Annotated in this window: 15 protein-coding genes; 10 read left to right on the top strand and 5 right to left on the bottom strand. The window is 69.8% G+C overall.

Annotated features, from left to right (window positions below; all coding sequences use genetic code 11):
• Positions 1–7: 7 nt before the first annotated feature.
• Positions 8–733 (bottom strand): response regulator, encoded by a 726-nt coding sequence (locus ASE10_RS15835; protein ID WP_055909759.1) that lies wholly within the window; start codon positions 731–733, stop codon positions 8–10.
• Positions 734–778: 45 nt separating this feature from the next.
• Between ASE10_RS15835 and ASE10_RS15830 the strand changes: the two genes are divergently transcribed.
• The 3 genes from ASE10_RS15830 to rlmD all read left to right on the top strand — a co-directional run bounded on the left by ASE10_RS15830 (position 779) and on the right by rlmD (position 4,971).
• Positions 779–2,821 carry a hypothetical protein gene (locus tag ASE10_RS15830; RefSeq protein ID WP_056305707.1) on the top strand — a complete coding sequence of 681 codons (2,043 nt, stop codon included), beginning with the start codon at positions 779–781 and terminating at the stop codon, positions 2,819–2,821.
• A gap of 35 nt (positions 2,822–2,856) precedes the next feature.
• A complete protein-coding gene (locus tag ASE10_RS15825; RefSeq protein WP_055909766.1) occupies positions 2,857–3,465 on the top strand; it encodes a YdbL family protein in 609 nt (202 codons plus the stop codon).
• Positions 3,466–3,612: 147 nt separating this feature from the next.
• Positions 3,613–4,971 (top strand): 23S rRNA (uracil(1939)-C(5))-methyltransferase RlmD, encoded by a 1,359-nt coding sequence (gene rlmD, locus ASE10_RS15820; RefSeq protein ID WP_055909769.1) that lies wholly within the window; start codon positions 3,613–3,615, stop codon positions 4,969–4,971.
• Positions 4,972–5,038: 67 nt separating this feature from the next.
• Here rlmD and ASE10_RS15815 read toward each other — a convergent pair whose 3' ends face one another.
• Positions 5,039–6,370 carry a S8 family peptidase gene (locus ASE10_RS15815; protein ID WP_235565916.1) on the bottom strand — a complete coding sequence of 444 codons (1,332 nt, stop codon included), beginning with the start codon at positions 6,368–6,370 and terminating at the stop codon, positions 5,039–5,041.
• 537 nt (positions 6,371–6,907) lie between these two features.
• Here ASE10_RS15815 and ASE10_RS15810 point away from each other — a divergent pair.
• The 7 genes from ASE10_RS15810 to ASE10_RS15780 all read left to right on the top strand — a co-directional run bounded on the left by ASE10_RS15810 (position 6,908) and on the right by ASE10_RS15780 (position 13,398).
• Positions 6,908–7,423, top strand: a complete 516-nt coding sequence (locus ASE10_RS15810) for a CYTH domain-containing protein (protein WP_055909775.1) — start codon at positions 6,908–6,910, stop codon at positions 7,421–7,423.
• A 155-nt stretch (positions 7,424–7,578) separates the two neighbouring features.
• A complete protein-coding gene (gene nagZ / locus ASE10_RS15805; RefSeq protein ID WP_055909778.1) occupies positions 7,579–8,574 on the top strand; it encodes a beta-N-acetylhexosaminidase in 996 nt (331 codons plus the stop codon).
• A complete protein-coding gene (locus ASE10_RS15800) occupies positions 8,574–9,143 on the top strand; it encodes a hypoxanthine-guanine phosphoribosyltransferase (protein ID WP_055909781.1) in 570 nt (189 codons plus the stop codon). The genes nagZ and ASE10_RS15800 overlap by 1 nt, the downstream gene beginning before the upstream one ends.
• Position 9,144: 1 nt before the next feature.
• Positions 9,145–9,918: an S-methyl-5'-thioinosine phosphorylase gene (locus ASE10_RS15795; protein WP_055909784.1), complete on the top strand. Its 774-nt coding sequence runs from the start codon at positions 9,145–9,147 to the stop codon at positions 9,916–9,918.
• 192 nt (positions 9,919–10,110) lie between these two features.
• Positions 10,111–10,317, top strand: a complete 207-nt coding sequence (locus ASE10_RS15790) for a cold-shock protein (RefSeq protein ID WP_055910042.1) — start codon at positions 10,111–10,113, stop codon at positions 10,315–10,317.
• Between the two features lie 151 nt (positions 10,318–10,468).
• Complete coding sequence (locus ASE10_RS15785) at positions 10,469–11,704, top strand: NAD(P)/FAD-dependent oxidoreductase (RefSeq protein ID WP_056305704.1); 1,236 nt, start codon at positions 10,469–10,471, stop codon at positions 11,702–11,704.
• Between the two features lie 56 nt (positions 11,705–11,760).
• Positions 11,761–13,398 (top strand): acyl-CoA dehydrogenase family protein, encoded by a 1,638-nt coding sequence (locus ASE10_RS15780; RefSeq protein ID WP_157480981.1) that lies wholly within the window; start codon positions 11,761–11,763, stop codon positions 13,396–13,398.
• Between the two features lie 46 nt (positions 13,399–13,444).
• Here the strand turns inward: ASE10_RS15780 and ASE10_RS15775 are convergent, their stop codons facing one another.
• From ASE10_RS15775 to ASE10_RS15765, 3 genes are read right to left on the bottom strand one after another with little or no spacing between them, the layout of a single operon-like run.
• Positions 13,445–13,804 carry an MmcQ/YjbR family DNA-binding protein gene (locus tag ASE10_RS15775; protein ID WP_055909791.1) on the bottom strand — a complete coding sequence of 120 codons (360 nt, stop codon included), beginning with the start codon at positions 13,802–13,804 and terminating at the stop codon, positions 13,445–13,447.
• Between the two features lie 19 nt (positions 13,805–13,823).
• Positions 13,824–15,620: an ABC transporter transmembrane domain-containing protein gene (locus tag ASE10_RS15770; protein ID WP_082559927.1), complete on the bottom strand. Its 1,797-nt coding sequence runs from the start codon at positions 15,618–15,620 to the stop codon at positions 13,824–13,826.
• Positions 15,617–16,219: a YigZ family protein gene (locus ASE10_RS15765; RefSeq protein ID WP_055909794.1), complete on the bottom strand. Its 603-nt coding sequence runs from the start codon at positions 16,217–16,219 to the stop codon at positions 15,617–15,619. Before ASE10_RS15765 ends, ASE10_RS15770 begins: the two co-directional genes overlap by 4 nt.
• Positions 16,220–16,227 lie beyond the last annotated feature (8 nt).

Here is a 16,227-nt window from a genome sequence, read left to right as displayed (position 1 = left end):
TGCGACCTTAGGGACTGGCCGCCAACGTGTCCTGCACCGCCTCGTCGAACCGCGCCAGATGCGCGCGCGAATCCGGCTCGTTCTGCAGCGCCTGCACCGCGTCGGCCAGCCGCGCCGCGCCGACGAAGCCGCAGCTCGCGCGCAGTTTGTGCAGCTCCGCGCGCACCGTGTCCTGGTCTTCGCGATGGGCCGCGCCCAGGACCGCCTCGTGCGTGGTCGGCAACTCCTGCACGAACAAGCCGCGCAGCGTGTCCACGTGGGCGACGTTGCCGTTGAGCGCGCTGGCCGCGGCCTCGTCGTCCCACACCGGCCGTTTCGCGCCGGGCGCCGCGGTCGCGACCGCGCGCTGGTCGTGCGAGTCCAGTCCCAAGGTGCGCGCGATCGCCGCGCGCACCATCGCGGCCGGCAAGGGTTTGACCAGCACCTCGCTGAAACCCGCGGCGATCAATCCTTCCAGCACCGACCCGTCCGCCGCCGCGGTGTGCGCCAGCGCGGGCGTGCGCGGATGCTTGGCGCGCAGGCGCGCGAGCAGTTCGATGCCGCTGCCGTCGGGCAGGTTGGCGTCGAACAGCCACAGGTCGTAATCCTGCGCATTGCCCAACGCGACCGCGGCGGCGACGCTGTCGGCGCCGTCGATATCGGCGGGCAGGTTCTGCGCCGCGGCGGTGAGGAAGGCGCGGCTGGTCGGGTCGTCTTCGACCAGAAGCAAACGCGGCATAGGCGACGAATTCATCGTGGGTTCCATCGGGTCGGGGGCTCCGCTGGTTATGCTGCTGGTATGTCGTCTCCGATAGTACGCCTGCTGCTGTGGATGTCGCTCCCGGGCCTGTGCCTGGCCGGCGGCGATGCGGCGGCGCGCAGCCTGAACGCCAGGATCGGCCGTATCGAGACCGCCGTCGCAAGTTTGCGCGAGGTGCGCGTGCGCCTGGACTGGCCGGCGCAGGCGCAGCAGGGCGAGCTGCAACTGCAGGCCGCGAGCGTGGTCGCGCCGGACCTGGGTTACCGCTTCAGCGACGTGAGCTGGCGTTGCCCCCTGCAGCGCGACGGCCGCGGCGGCTGGCGCTGTGTGGGCGAACTGCGTTCCGGTCGCGGCGCGCCGCTGCGGCTGGCACTGGACCTGGGCGTGGCCACGACCGATGCGCGCCTGTCGCGCGGTGCCGCGGTGGTGGCGCTGCACCGCAATGCGGCGGCGCCCGACGCGACCCGGATCGACCTGACCCGGGTGCCGTTGGCCTGGACCCAGGCCCTGGCCGCGCAGGCCTGGCCGGAAGCGCGCTTCAAGGGCGGCGACCTCGACGCCCAGCTCACGATCACCGCGGCCGAGCGCCAGCCGCTGCGCGTCGCCGGCCCGATCGCGCTGCGCGGCGGCGCCCTGGATACCCCCGACGGCGCGATCGCGGCCGAGCGCCTGGGCGCCGAGCTGCGCCTGGACGCGCGTTTCGGCGATACCACCCGGATCGACCTGGACGGCCGCCTGCGCGGCGGCGAGCTGTTGTTCGGCAATGCCTATCTGGCGCTGCAGCAACGCAGCGTGGCGCTGGAACTCAGCGCGCAGCGCCAGGGCACGCAAGGCTGGCAGCTGCCGCGCCTGCTGTGGCGCGACGACGGCATCCTCAGCGCCGAAGGCCGCGCCGCGCTGACCCCGGACGCGGGCCTGGACGCGCTCGATCTGGACCTGCGCAGCGACGACCTCAAGCCGCTGCGCGACGGCTACCTCACCGGCTTCCTGGGGCTGGCCGGCCTCGGCCAACTGCAACTGAGCGGCGCGATGCAGGCGCGCCTGCGCATGGCCGGCGGCGAGCTGCGGGCCGCCGACGCCAGCCTGCAGAACGCCACGATCGACGATCCGCAAGGCCGGTTCCGTTTCGACGGCCTGACCGGCAATCTGCGCTATTCGGCCGATGCGCCGGTGGCGAGCGCGCTGGCCTGGCGCGGCGGCGCGCTGTACGGGCTCGACTTCGGCGCTGCGCAACTGCCGTTCACCAGCGGCGCCGGCGAACTGCGGCTGCAGCGCGGGGTGAGTTTTCCGATGCTGGGCGGGCAGGTGAGCTTCGACGGCCTGCGCCTGCGTCCGCCGGCGGGCGGGCGCGGGCTCGATATCCGTTTCGGCCTCGGTTTGGACCGGCTCGACATCGGCCGCATCGCCAAGACCCTGGACGGGCCGGCCTTTACCGGCGAGCTCAGCGGCCGCATCCCGCAGGCGCACTACGCTGACGATCGCCTCGACTTCGACGGCGGCCTGACCATGCAGCTGTTCGGCGGCAGCGTCAGCGTGTCCTCGCTGGCGATGGAGCGCCCGTTCGGGGTCGCGCCCACGCTGTCGTCCGACATCGTGCTCGACGACCTGGACCTGGAAGCGCTGACCGGCGTGTTCGGCTTCGGCAGCATCACCGGCAAGCTCGACGGCCGCATCGACGCTCTGCGCCTGGTCGATTGGCAGCCGGTCGCGTTCGACGCCGTCCTGCGCACGCAGCGTCATCGCGGCGTGCCGCAGCGCATCAGCCAGCGCGCGGTCCAGGACCTGTCCAGCGTCGGCGATGCGTCCTTCGTCGGCAGCCTGCAGGGCATGCTGATCGGCTTCTTCGACGACTTCGGCTACGCGCGGCTGGGCATTTCCTGCCGCCTCGCCGAAGAGGTCTGCCATATGGACGGATTGGGGCCGGCCAGTAAGGATTCAGGCAACAAGGCCTTTATTATCGTCCAGGGAGCGGGGTTGCCGCGTCTGGACGTGGTCGGCATCAACCGCCGGGTCGACTGGCCGACCTTGCTGGAGCGGCTCGAGGCCGTGGGCAAGGGCGACGTCAAGCCCGTCGTTCAATAAACCCGTCGTAGAACATTCTTCAAAAGGAAACGAACATGCGCCGTTGGATGGGTTTGCCGGTCGCCGCCGTGATGCTTACGGCCTGCGTCACGATCAATGTGTACTTCCCGGCCGCCGAGGCCAAGGAAGCGGCCAAGGAGTTCGTCGAGAAGGTGATCGGCGACGACGCCCAATCGAGCGCGCCGGCGCCGTCACCGACCCCGAAGCCGGGCGGACAGAGCGCCTCGCTGGCGCCGCGCATCGACTGGCTGTCGCTGGTCGGCATCGGCAGCGCCTACGCGCAGTCGAGCCCGGACATCACCATCAAGACCCCGGCGATCCAGGCCATCCAGGCGCGCATGAAGGGCCGCTTCGACGGTCAGCTGCGCGCGCACTTCGATTCCGGCGCGCTCGGTTTCGGCAACGACGGCAGCATCGACGTGCGCGACGCGGCCAAGATTCCGCTCGCCGAGCGGGTCGGCGTGAATCAGGCGGTCGCCGACCAGAACCGCGATTCGGCCGCGGTTTACCGCGAGGTTGCGGTCGCCAACGGCCATCCGGAGTGGGAGCCGCAGATCCGCAAGGTGTTCGCGCGCCAGTGGATCGACAGCGCCCGCGGCGGCTGGTGGTACCAGGACGCCGGCGGCGGCTGGAAGCAGAAGTAAGCCCCGCCACCGCAACGAACGGCCCGCCCGGTGCGGGCCGTTCGCGTTTGGGGGCAGGGGCGACGGCATGGACAGGGCGCTTCCGCGTCGGAACCGGGAGTCCGGCAGCGCCGGCCCGCATCTGCGACAATGCGCGGCCTTTGATTCCTGCCAGCAGCTGTGGCCCGCATCGATCAAACCCCCTTCGAAGTCGCGATCACCGACTTCACCCACGATGGCCGTGGCGTCGGTCGACGCCCGGACGGTAAAGCGATCTTCGTTGCCGGCGCCTTGCCCGGCGAACGCGTGATGGCCAAACAGACCGCGCGCTCGCGCAGCTTCGACGAAGCGGTGACGCTGGAGGTGCTGGAGGCGTCCGCCGACCGCGTCGCCCCGCGTTGCCGGCACTTCGGCACCTGCGGCGGCTGCGCTTTGCAGCATTTGGCCGAGGATCGCCAGATCGTGGCCAAGCAGCGCGTGCTGCTCGACAACCTCGAGCGGATCGGCCATGTCGCGCCCGAGCGCGTGCTGCCGGCGCTGACCGATTCGGCCTGGGGCTACCGCCGCAAGGGCCGCTTCTCGGTGCGACGGGTCGAGAAGAAGGACAAGACCCTGGTCGGCTTCCGCGAAACCGATCCGCGCTTCGTCGCCGACATCGCGCGCTGCGAGACGGTGATTCCGCAGATCGGCGACCAGATCACCGCCTTGGCGGCGTTGGTCGACGGGCTGCAGGCTCGGCGCGAGATTCCGCAGATCGAATTCATCGCCGGCGACGCCATGCCCGACGACGGCCACGGCAATGCGCACAGCGGTGTGGCGCTGACGTTCCGCCATCTGGCGCCGTTGTCGGAATCCGACCGCGCGGCCATCGTCGCCTTCGCCCAGCAGCACCGGTTCGCGGTATTCCTGCAGCCCGGTGGCGTCGACAGCGTGCACCCGCTGTGGCCGGCCGATCCGCGGCTTGCGTTCACGCTGCCGCAGTGGAACCTGGAACTGACGTTCCGGCCGCTGGACTTCATCCAGGTCAACGCCGGCCTCAACGGCCGCATGATCCAGCACGCCCTGGATCTGCTGGCGCCGCAGCCCGAGGACCGCGTGCTCGATCTGTTCGCGGGCCTGGGCAACTTCACCCTGCCGCTGGCGCGCAGCGTGCGCGAAGTGGTGGGCGTGGAAGGCGAGGCCGGCCTGGTCAGGCGTGCGCGCGAAAACGCCGAGCGCAACGGGCTGGGCAACGCCAAGTTCTACGCCGCCGACCTGGGCAAGGACCTGAGCAGCGAGGCCTGGATGCGCGAAGGCTTCGATCGCCTGTTGCTGGATCCGCCGCGCTCGGGCGCCGATTTCGTCCTCACCCAGCTGCCCCTGAAGCAGTTCAAGCGCATCGTCTATGTCAGCTGCCATCCGGCTTCGCTGGCGCGCGATGCGGGGTATCTGGTGCGCGAGAAGGGTTGGAAGCTGCGCGCGGCGGGGGTGATGGACATGTTCCCGCACACCGCGCACGTGGAATCGATCGCCTTGTTCGAGCCCTGATCCGGGCCCGTCATATCGCAAAGAGAACCCGGCCGCAGCCGGGTTCTTTCGTTGCGCCGGTGCGGATTCAGAACCCGCTGACGTCCAGGCGTCCTCCGGTTACCGTCTTGCCGCTCAGTGAGGGCGTGGGCACGGCGGCGTTCATGATCGCCGCCTTGATCTGCTGCGCGCTGGAGCCGGGATGGCGCGAGGCGTACAGGGCGGCCGCGCCGGTGACGTGCGGGGTCGCCATCGAGGTGCCGTTGTAGCTGGCATAGCCCGACACGAGATTGCCCTTGGAACTGACCGGCACCGTCGAGGCGATGCCGTAGCCCGGCGCGCCGATATCGACGGTGGTGACGCCGTAGTTATAGACCAGGGCACCGGTGCTGCGCAGCGCCGCCACCGACAGGATGTTGCTGTTCGGATAGCTGGCCGGGTAGCAGGCCCCGGAGGTGTTGCCCTCGCAGTTCACGCTGTCGTTGCCGGCGGCGACCACAAACAGGATGTCGGCCTGGCCGGCGCGGTCGATGGCGTCGCTGAGCGCTTGCGAGTACGCGCCGCCGCCCCAGGAATTGTTGGTGGCGACGATGTTCAGGCCGTGCCGGGTCTTGAGATCGTTGAAGTAGTCGATCGCGCGCACGGCATCGGCGGTGCTGCCGCCGCGGCGGCCGAGGAACTTGGCGCTGATCAGCTTGACGCCGCTCCAGCACACGCCGGCCACGCCTTTGCCGTTGCCGCCGACGCCGGCGATGGTGCCGGAGACGTGGGTGCCGTGGTCGTCGCTGACGCCGCCGGAGTTGATGTTGTTGGTGTCGCCGTTGAAATCCCAGCCGCGCACGTCGTCGACGTAGCCGTTGCCGTCGTTGTCGATCCCGTCGGCGGCATCGTAGGGATTGGTCCAGATATTGGCGGCCAGGTCCTCGTGCTGCCAATAGATGCCTTCGTCGATCACGCCGACGATCACGTTGTCGCACGAGGTCGAGCCGGTATTCCAGGCCTCCGAGGCCTGCGAGCCGTATTGGTTGTTGGGGCTGCCGACGTCGCCGTACATGCCCCACAGCGTTCCGTTGGTGTAGTAGGTGTCGTTCGAGAACGCGTCGTGGTGCAGGGTCCAGTTGGGTTCGGCGTACTCGACGTTCGGGTCGTTACTGAGCGCGCTGACGGCGGTGGCGAGATCGACGTTGGCCGGCAGCTTGAGCAGGGCCAGTTCGCCGTGTCCGCGTTCGCCGCGACGCACCACCTGCAACTTCTGCGCGCCGAGGCCGCGCTGCACCGCGTCGCTCGCGCCGATGCCGGCGCCGTCGCGGTATTTCACCAGCAGTTCGCCGCTCGCATGGGCGCGGCCTTCTTTCAGAGCTTTCAGCGCCAGATCCGGCCGGCCGCCGGCTTGCGCGGCGAACGACGTTCCCAGTGCCATGGCTACAGCGCCTGCGATCAAACCGACGCGGATATGATTGTTCATAAGGCTATGGACCCCGTTGAGGCCGCCCAGGCAGAGGACGGCTGCGGCTGAATGTAGCGGGAAAAAAACCGGGCGTTTGCTGCGTTGCGGCAGCCGGTGCCGATCGTGAATACGGAAGGCACACCAAAGGCACATAAGCGGCACCTAACTGCCAGTCAGGTTCCCCTGTTCATGGAAATCCCGCCGGGTTCTAGGGGAAATCCCTCATATGGGCGCGGCTCGCAGGCGCGGCGCGAAGCGCGGTTCGCCGCTGGACTGCGCGGCTCGCTCGCTTCCGTCTTTGGCGCGCGCGGCATGCGCGACGGTACTTCGTGAGGTCGCGATCGGGCTCGCGCGACGCTGCCTATCGATTCGCGATTCCATTCGGTTCCCGCCCACAGGCGAGGGCCGCGCTGGATTCCGCGCGGCGCGCGCGCGAACATCCGCGCAAGCGATAGAATCGCGGCCTCGGATTTTCGCCCTCGCGTATCCGACGTATCGCACAGGTGGACGATGGGTATCGAGATCGAGCGCAAGTTTTTGGTGACGGGCGACGGCTGGCGCGACGCCGCGCGCGAAACGGTGGCGATGGCGCAGGGTTATCTCAACGACCTGGCCGTGCTCGACAGCGGGGCGATGAAGGCCTCGGTGCGCGTGCGCATCGCCGGCGATGCGGCCTACCTCAATCTGAAGTCGCGCGAGCTCGGCCATACCCGGCAGGAGTTCGACTATCCGATCCCGGTCGAAGACGCTCGCGCGCTGATGGCGCTGTGCACCGGCGGCGCCATCGACAAGCGCCGTCACTACGTCGAGCACCAGGGCCACCTATGGGAGGTCGACGAATTCCTGGGCGACAACGCCGGGCTGGTGGTGGCCGAGCTCGAACTCACGCACGCCGACGAGGCCTACGCGCGTCCGGACTGGCTGGGCCGCGAGGTCACCGATGCCGCGCGCTACTACAATCTGGCCCTGGCCACGCGGCCCTATGCGCGCTGGAACGCGGACGAGCGCTCGGGCGAGGCGCCCTGAGCGGACGCGGCGCCGGTTTTCGTTGCGATTTCGTGAAACGGGCCTGAAAACCCATCCGCGCCCGCCGTATCGGGTCCGGGCTACGCCTGTAGCGGCTTCTGCGAGACAATGGCCCCTGCGCAGTCAGCGCAGCCATACCCGCTAGGAGTCCCCGCATGCTCGTGATCGGCGTCGCCGGTACCGAACTCACCGCGCAAGAGCGCGACTGGTTGCAGCACGATGCCTGCGCCGGCGTGATCCTGTTCACCCGCAACTTCGCCTCCAAGGCGCAGGTCGCGGAGCTGTCTGCCGCGATCCGCGCAGCCGCGCCGCGTCCGCAACTGATCTGCGTCGACCAGGAAGGCGGGCGCGTGCAGCGTTTCCGCGATGGCTACAGCGCGTTGCCGGCGCTGGACGGTTTCGGCCGTCTGTACGCGACCGACAGCGCCGCGGCGCTGAAGCTGGCCGAAGAGCACGCCTGGCTGATGGCGCAGGAAGTGCAGGCCAGCGGCGTCGACCTCAGCTTCGCTCCGGTGGTCGACCTGGGGCGCGGCAACCTCGCCATCGGCGACCGCGCCTTCGACGCCGACCCGCAGGTGGTCGCCGAATTCACCCGCGCCTACGTGCGCGGCATGCATGCGGCCGGCATGGCTGCGACCCTCAAGCATTTCCCGGGCCACGGTTCGGTGCTCGAGGACACCCACTTCGACAACGCCGTCGACCGCCGCACCCTGGACGAAATGCGCGCGACCGATCTGATCCCGTTCGTCGCCGGCATCGACGCCAAGGCCGACGCGGTGATGATGGCGCACGTGGTCTACCCGGAGATCGCGCCCGAGCCGGCCGGTTACTCGCAGCGCTGGATCGAAGAGATCCTGCGCAAGGAGATGGGCTTCCGCGGTGTGGTCTTCAGCGACGACATCGGCATGGCGGCGGCGTTCTCGGCCGGCGGCGTCAAGGCGCGTATCGATGCGCACCTGGACGCGGGCTGCGACGTGGTCCTGGTCTGCCACCCGGATCTGGTGGACGAATCGCTGGCCGCGGTCGCCGATCGCAAGCTCAACACCATGGCCCTGACCGGCCTGATCGGCCGTGGCGCGATGGGTTGGGACGGCCTGCTCGCCGATGCCCGCTACGGCGCCAGCCGCGGTCGCGTCGAGGGTCTGGCCTGATGAGCGCCAAGACCGGCAACGGCGCCGACCTGGCCGCGGCGCTGGAGAACGCCGATCTGCTGTTCGATCGCAAGACGCTCGAACAGGCGATCGCGCGCATGGCCGGCGACATCCGCAAGGATTACGCCGGCGAGCGTCCGGTCTACCTGACCGTGATGCACGGCGGCCTGCCGTTCGCGGCGCAGCTGGCGATGGAACTGGGCGAGCGCGGCCTGGACCTGGAGTTCGACTACCTGCACGCGACCCGCTACCGCGGTGCGACCTCGGGCGGCGAACTGACCTGGAAGCATCGTCCGGGCACGCCGCTCAACGGCCGCCGCGTGCTGCTGGCCGACGACATCCTCGATGAAGGCCATACCTTGCATGCGATCCGCGAATGGTGCCGCGAGCAGGGCGCCAGCGAAGTGCGCATCGCCGCGCTCGCGGTCAAGGCGCACGACCGCTGCGTGCCCGGCATCTGCGCGGACTACGTCGGCGTGGAAGTGCCGGACCGCTACGTGTTCGGCTACGGCATGGACTACCACGAACAGGGCCGCAACCTGCCCGCGATCTACGCGCTGAAGGACTGAGATGGGCGACGCACGCATCGAACTGGCCGTCATCGGCGGCACCGGTCTGTACCAGCTGGCCGCGCTGCAGGACGTGGAAACGCATCAGCCGCTGACGCGCTACGGCGCGCCGTCCGGTCCGATCCGCGTCGGTACGCTCGGCGGTCGCCGGGTCGCGTTCCTGGCCCGCCACGGCGAAGGCCATTCGCTGCCGCCGCACCTGATCAACTACCGCGCCAACCTCGCCGCATTGCAGGCGCTGGGTGCGCAACGCGTGCTCGCGCTGAACACCGTCGGCGGCATCACCGAGCGTTTCGGCCCGCGCGTGCTGGCCTGCCCGGACCAATTGATCGACTACACCTGGGGCCGCATTTCGACTCTGTGCGAAGTCGACAGCGAAGGCCGCGGCGGCGGCGATGTGCTGCACGTCGATTTCGGCGAACCCTACACGCGCAGCCTGCGTCAGGCGGTGATCGAGGCCGCGCGCGAGGCCGGCGTGGCGATGGTCGACAGCGGTTGCTACGGCGCGACCCAGGGCCCGCGGCTGGAAACGCGCGCCGAGATCGCGCGCATGCGCCGCGACGGCTGCGACCTGGTCGGCATGACCGGCATGCCCGAAGCGGGGCTCGCGCGCGAGCTCGGTCTGGACTACGCCTGCCTGGCGATCGTCGCCAACTGGGCGGCCGGCGCAGGGCCGGATCCGGACGAGGTGATCACGCTGCAGGACGTGCTCGATCACGTCGCCGCGGCCACCGGCGAATTGCCCAAGCTGCTGGCCACGCTGCTGGCAAAGTGATCGGCATCGCAAATTTTCTGACGCTCTGCGTCAGTCCGCCGGTGCGACAGCCGAATGTTGCTTGCCTCGTCGCCGATCATCGGTCAGACGCTTGTCATCCTCCTGTTCAGTTTGCATATACTCGCGATGCGTCTCGGTCGCCCCGACGCGATGGCGCACGACAAACGCATCCAGCATGAGGTCAATAAGGATATGCAGTACGGCACCGTGAAATGGTTCAACGACGCCAAGGGCTTCGGCTTCATCTCGCCCGAAGATGGCACCGCTGATGTATTCGTCCACTTCTCCGCTATTGCTGCGAAGGGATTTCGCAGCCTGCAGGAAGGCCAGCGCGTCAGTTATCAACTGACCCAGGGTCCGAAGGGTGCGCAAGCGTCCGAAGTGACTCCTGCAGCGTGATCGACTTGCTAGCCCGGTCCTCGCAGACTCGACACTCGCTGACGCGATCCGACTCGGACTGTTTCCAAGGCCCCGCTCAGGCGGGGCCTTTTTCTTGGTATCGCGTTTTTGAGCGTCGCGATGTCAAGAGCCACGAATTCTGGAACGGCGCATGAGCGCCGCATTGCGCATCGGCATCGTCGGCTACGGCAGCGGCGGCCAGGCGGCCGCGCTGCTGCTCAGTCGCGACGGCCACCAGGTCGAAGTGTTCGAGCGCGCGCCGGTGCTCGGTCCGGTCGGCGCGGGCTTCCTGCTCCAGCCCACCGGCCTGAGCGTGCTTTGGGAGCTGGGCCTGCTCGACGCGGCGCTCGCGCACGGCGCTCGGGTGCGGCGACTGCACGGCGAGACCGTGGCCGGTCGCGCGGTCATGGACATGCGCTACCGCGAACTGCACCGGCGCTATTTCGGGCTGGGCCTGCAACGCGGCGCCCTGTTCGCGCTGCTCGACGAGGCCTGGCAGGAAGGCCGGCGCGTGCATTGCGGCCGCAGCATCGTCGCGGTCGATCACGAGCACGGCCTGCTGCGCGACGCCGATGGCGACGAGCACGGCCCCTACGACCTGGTGATCGTCGCCAACGGTGCGGCCTCGCTGTTGCGCGGCAGCGTCGCGCCGCCGGCGCTGGACCGCCCCTATCCCTGGGGCGCGCAGTGGTGCCTGGTCGAGCGCGGCGATTGGGCCTGGCAGGATGAATTGCGTCAGCGCTACGTCGGCACGCGCCGCATGGTCGGCATGCTGCCGGTCGGGACGCGCCCGGGCGACGCCACGCCGCGCCTGAGTTTTTTCTGGAGCCTGCCGGTGGCGGCTTTGGACAGCGCCGCGAACCAGGACGAGGGCGCCTGGCGCAGCGCCGTCGCGGCGGTGTGGCCGCAAGCGGCCGAACGCCTGCGCGATACCGCGGTGCCGGAAGGCCTGGCGCAGGCGCGCTACCGCGACACCGTGGCCCGGCGCTGGCATCGCGGCCGCGCGGTGTTGCTGGGCGATGCCGCGCACGCGATGAGCCCGCAGCTGGGGCAGGGCGTGAATATGGCGCTGCTGGATGCGCTGGTCCTGCGCGACAGCTTGCGCAGCGCGCCGAGCTTGGGCGATGCGCTGGCGGGCTACCAGCGCACACGTCGCGCGCATGTCGGCATCTATCATTTGTGGAGCCGTTGGCTCACGCCCTTGTTCCAGTCCGAGTACGACCGCGTCGCGGCGCTGCGCGACCGCATATTCCATCCGCTGTCGCGCGTGCCCGGCGGGCGCGGGCAGACGCTGCAGGTCCTGACCGGCCTGCGTCGCGGCTGGTTCGGCAGCATCAGGCAGGCGCCGGAGTTCCTCGAGGCCCTGGAGCGGCGCGCCGAGGCCTGAGCGCGGCCCGGCTCGCTGCGGTCTAGAATCGGATCATCGTCCGACCGGATCCGCCGATGTCCGACCTGCCGCCGTTCGCCACCCATCGCGTCGAGAACCAGCCGCCGTCGTTCGCCCCGCGCGATCTGTGGCGCGACGACCACGCGCTGCGCGAAGCGGTGACGCGCGAGGGCGGCGGCGAGCATGCGCAGCGGCTCGCGGCCTATGGCGAGCTGGCGGGCGACGCGCTGTATGCGCTCAGCTTCGACGCCCATCGCGACCGGCCGCGCCTGCGCAGCCACGATCGCACCGGCCAGCGCATCGATCTGGTCGAGTTCCATCCCAACTACCACGCGCTGATGCAGGCGGCGATCGAGCATGGCGTCGCTGGCTATTCCTGGCATCACGGCGGCGCCGGCGCGCATGTCGCGCGCGCCGCGCTCAGCTATCTGCACCATCAGGTCGAACCCGGCACCAGTTGCCCGCTGACCATGACCCACGCCGCCGTGCCGGTGCTGCGGCATGCGCCGGCGCTGGCGGAGTGGGCGGCCAAGGCGGCCGCGCCGCATTACGACGGCCGCGACCGGCCGATGCGCGACAAGGCCGGCGTGACCCTGGGCATGGGCATGACCGAGAAGCAGGGCGGCTCGGACGTGCGCGCGAACCAGACCGTCGCCACGCCGCTGTCCGGCGACGAATACCGCCTGGTCGGGCACAAATGGTTCTTCTCCGCGCCGATGTCGGACGCGTTCCTGGTCCTGGCGCAGGCGCCCGGCGGCTTGAGTTGCTTCCTGCTGCCGCGCTGGCGCGGCGACGGCAGCCGCAACGCGCTGCGGCTGATACGGCTCAAGGACAAGCTCGGCGATTGGTCCAACGCTTCGTCCGAGGTCGAGTTCGAAGGCGCCTGGGCGCAGCGCATCGGCGAGGAAGGCCGCGGCGTGGCGACCATCATCGAGATGGTGATGCTGACCCGCCTGGATTGCATGCTGGGCTCGGCCGCGGAAATGCGCATGGCCCTGGCCCAGGCGCTGCATCACACCCGCCATCGACACGCTTTCGGCAAAGCGCTGGCCGAGCACGCGCTGATGCGCAACGTGCTCGCCGACCTGGCGATCGAATCCGAAGCGGCGTTGCAGTTCTCGCTGCGGCTCGCGCGCGCGGTCGATGCAGCGCCGTTGGACCCGCGGCAGGCCGCGTTCGCGCGCATCGCCACCGCGGTAGGCAAGTACTGGGTCTGCAAACGCGCGCCGGCCTTCGTCAACGAGGCCCAGGAATGCCTGGGCGGCGCCGGCTACGTCGAGGAATCTCTGTTGCCGCGCCTGTACCGGCAAGCGCCGTTGAACTCGATCTGGGAAGGCAGCGGCAATATCCAATGCCTGGACGTGCTGCGCGCCCTGGCGCGCGAACCCGAAGCCGGACGTGCGGTATTGGACGAGCTGCGCCGCAGCCGCGGCGCCGATGCCGCGCTGGATGCCCGCATCGCCGAACTCGAACCCGTGCTGGACGGCGGCCAGCGCATCGAGGAAGGCCAGGCGCGGCACTGGGTCGAACGCCTGGCCCTGGCGTTGCAGGCCGCCGTGCTGCTGAAAGCGGGCAGCCCTTGCGCCGAAGCCTTCTGCCGCAGTCGCCTGGGCGGCGCGCATGGGCTCGCGTTCGGCACCTTGCCCAACGACATCGGTTTCGCGGCGATCCTGCAGCGGGCGCTGCCGGAGTGAACGCCTAAGGAGCTGCGCGACGCCGACGCGTTCGCGTCGCCGCGATTCAGGCGCCCAGGATTTCTGCGCGGCGCTTGCGGCTGAGCTTGGACAGCGCTTCCTGGTACGACCACTCGACCAGCTCGCGCAGGTAGTCGGCCGGCACGCTGCGCACGTCGACGATGGTGACCCAGCGGAAGCGGCCCATCCAGCGCGCTGGCTTGATTCCGGGCACGCCGGTCAGCTCCAGGAAGCGCTCCGGACTGGCCTTGATGCTGAAGCGCCAGCGTTCCGGTTCGCTGGTCTTGAAGTAGGCGTAGGTCTTGTCGCCGACCGCGTAGGTGAGGATGTTGGACGGGTGGCCGTGCAGGGTGGACACGGCGCCGGGGAACTTCGCGCAGAATTTCTTCAACTGGGTCGTGTCCATGCCGGCGCGGTCCTCGCCGTCAGTCCAGGAACTGCAGCTTGGCCAGTTCCGCGTACAGGCCGTCCTGAGCCAGCAACTGCTCGTGGCTGCCTTCGGCGACGATGCGCCCGCGGTCCATCACCACGATGCGGTCGGCCTTGAGCACGGTCGCCAGACGGTGCGCGATCACCAGGGTGCTGCGGCCTTCCATCAGGGTTTCCAGCGCTTGCTGCACGGCGCGTTCGCTCTGCGCGTCGAGCGCGCTGGTGGCTTCGTCCAGCAGCAGGATCGGCGCGTCCTTGAGCAGGGCGCGGGCGATCGCGATGCGTTGCTGCTGGCCGCCGGACAAGCGCGCGCCGCGCTCGCCCAGTTCGGTGTCGAGGCGTTGCGGCAGGGCGTCGATGAAATCGGCGGCATGGGCGGCGCGCACCGCCGCTTCGACCGCGGCGTCGTCGGCTTCGAGGCGACCGTAGCGGATATTGTCGCGCGCGCTGGCGGCGAAAATGGTCGGCTGCTGCGGCACCAGGGCGATGGTTTCGCGCAATGCGGCCGGGTCGAGCCGGCGCGCGTCGATGCCGTCGACCCGGATCGCGCCGGACTGCGGATCGTGGAAGCGCAGCAGCAGCGAGAACACGGTGCTCTTGCCGGCGCCCGAGGGGCCGACCAGGGCCACGGTCTCGCCGGGACGCACGCGCAGGCTGAAGTTGTCCAGCGCCGGCAGGTCCGGGCGCATCGGGTAGTGGAACGTGACGTCGTCGAAGGCGAGTTCGCCGCGCACCGGCTGCGGCAGCGCGTCCGGATGCGCCGGCGCCTCGATCGCGCTTTCCTCGTTGAGCAGTTCGCTGATCCGGCCCATGCCGCCGGCCGCGCGCTGCAGGTCGTTCCAGACTTCGGCCAGGGCGCCGACCGAGCCGCCGGCGATCAGGGCGTAGAGGATGAACTGGCCCAGGGTGCCGGCGGTCATGTGGCCGCGCGCGACTTCGTGCGCGCCCGACCACAGCACCAGGGTGATGGCGCCGAAGATCAGGGTGATCGCGACCGCGGTGACCAGGGACTGGATGCCGATGCGCTTGCGCGCGGTCGCCACTGCGACCTTGAGCGCGGCGTCGAAGCGGCCGCGTTCGTAGGGCTCGCGTGCGTGCGCCTGCACCGTGCGCACCGCGCCCAGGGTTTCGCTGGCCAGGGTGTTGGCGTCGGCGACGCGGTCCTGGCTGGCGCGCGAGATCTTCTGCAGCCGGCGGCTGCCGATCACGATGGGCAGCACGGCCAGCGGAATGCCCAGCATCGCGTAGGCGGCCAGTCGCGGCTCGGTGATGAACAGCATGGAGATGCTGCCGATCACGGTGATCGAGCTGCGCAGCGCGACCGACATGCTGGAGCCGACCACGCTGCGCAGCAGTTCCGCGTCGGCGGTCAGGCGCGAGACCAGTTCGCCGCTGCGGCTGCGGTCGTGGAAGCCGGCGTCCAGGCCGATCAGGTGGGTGTACAGCTGCTGGCGCAGGTCGGCAACCACGCGTTCGCCCAGCAGCGAGACGAAGAAGAAGCGCGCTGCGGTCGCCAGCGCCAGCGCCACGGCGACCCCGAACAGCAGGATGAAGGCCTGGTCGATCGCGCCGCCGCCCTGGCTGAAGGCCTGGTCGATCATGGTCTTGAACGCCGGCGGCAGGCTCAAGGTGGCGGCGCTGGACGCGGCCAGGGCGATCAGCCAGGCGACGAACAGCCCCAGGTGCTTGCGCACGAACGGCCACAGGGTGCGCAGGCTGCCGATGGGCGCCTTGGCAGCGGCGATCTTGGCCGGCGGGGTGTCGGCGGTGTCGTTCTCGACAGTAGCGGTCATGGAGTATCGGCGTCTTCGGCGCGCAGGCGTACACGATCACGGGTGGCGTCGCGCAGCTGCGCTTTCAAGGCGTCGAGGCGGTTTTCCGGCAAACGGATGCGCATTCGCACACCTTCGGCGGCGAAATCCTCGTCCAGCTTCTCGGCGCCGTGGGCCGCCAGGGCCGCATGCACGGCGCCGGTGTCCTCGAAAGGGTAGTCCAGGCGCGCGCCGCGCAACACGATCAGCTCGCGGCGTTCGGCGCGGCGCAGGCATTCGGCCGCGCAGCCGCCGTAGGCGCGCACCAGGCCGCCGGCGCCGAGCTTGATCCCGCCGTACCAGCGCACCACCACGGCCACGACCCGGTCGTAGCCCTGGCCTTCGATCGCGGCCAGGATCGGCCGGCCGGCGGTGCCGGCCGGTTCGCCGTCGTCGTTGAAACGGTACTGGGCGCCGATCCGGTAGGCCCAGCAGTTGTGGGTCGCGGCCGGGTCGGCGACACGGGCCAGGAAGGCCAGCGCGGCCTCGGGCGTGTCCACCGGCGCGGCCAGGGCCAGGAAGCGGCTGTGCTTGACCTCGATCTCGTACGAGGCCTCGGCGGCGAGCGTGGCCGCGCTCAAGGCGCCGG

The sequence above is a fragment of the Lysobacter sp. Root76 genome (genome assembly GCF_001428685.1).
Taxonomy (GTDB): Bacteria; Pseudomonadota; Gammaproteobacteria; order Xanthomonadales; family Xanthomonadaceae; genus Lysobacter.
Note: the sequence above shows the minus strand (reverse complement) of the source record. Positions and strands in the feature narration are given on the sequence as shown.